1 protein-coding gene is annotated in these 830 nt (G+C 70.1%); it reads left to right on the top strand.

Going from position 1 to position 830, the window contains the following annotated elements; all coding sequences use genetic code 11:
- Positions 1-830: SitA5 family polymorphic toxin (gene sitA5, locus D7X32_RS44535; protein WP_439329055.1), on the top strand; the 830-nt coding region annotated here is incomplete at both ends.

Raw genomic sequence — 830 nt, 5'->3', positions numbered from 1 at the left:
GGCTGCGCGACGTCACGGACGTGGAGGTTGGACACGGGAGAAGGCCGTGCGCGTGAGTACACACCGCGCAAGGAAGCGCGCCCCGTGGCGTTGGATGGAGACACCTTCGAGGAGACGGTGCGGACACTGGCGCGAGATGCGCCGGTGTCGGTGCAGCCCAGGAGGGAAGCGCTGCGGTTGTTGAATCCCCGAGCGGAGCGCCCGCGAGCCTCGCTGGGCGTCGTGTCCGTGGACGACCCGAGGCAGGGCCGGGTGCACGTGTCGCAGGGGGGCACGGAGCTGGAAGCCGCCTACGGACGCTGGTGCGTGCGCAAGCGGCTGTCCGGGGACTGCCTGCACCTGTTGGACAGAGGGCTGACGCTGGATGAGGAGGGCAAGCGGACGCTGGCCTTCCGCATCGCGTTGGACTCGGTGTGGGAGGAGACGGCCGAAGCCCTGGAGGGGATGGTGGAGCCCGAGGCGATGGTGACGCTGCTGGCGACGACGGGAGCGGTGTACTTCGGGCTGTGGTTGGTGCCGGAGCCACTGCTGACGAAGGGAGTGGCGGTGACGCTGACGGTGGCACTGATTGCGTACCTGGGCTGGGACACGGTGTGGAGTCTCATCCAGGGCTGGAGGGTGCTGGCGGCGGAGGTGAAGGAGGCGCGGACGTTCGACGGCGTCCGTGACGCGGGAGAGAAGTACGGGGAGGTGATGGGGAAGCAGGCGGCGAGGGCCTTCGTGATGCTGACGATGGCGGCGCTGGGCGGCACGGCGCAGACGCTGGCGACGCGGGTGTCGACACTGCCGGGCTCAGCGCAGGCGGCGCTGGTGGGAGCGGAGCAGGGAGG

This window comes from Corallococcus carmarthensis (genome assembly GCF_003611695.1).
GTDB lineage: Bacteria > Myxococcota > Myxococcia > Myxococcales > Myxococcaceae > Corallococcus > Corallococcus carmarthensis.
The sequence above is the reverse complement of the archived record's forward strand: the minus strand, read 5'-3'. Positions and strand labels throughout refer to the sequence as shown.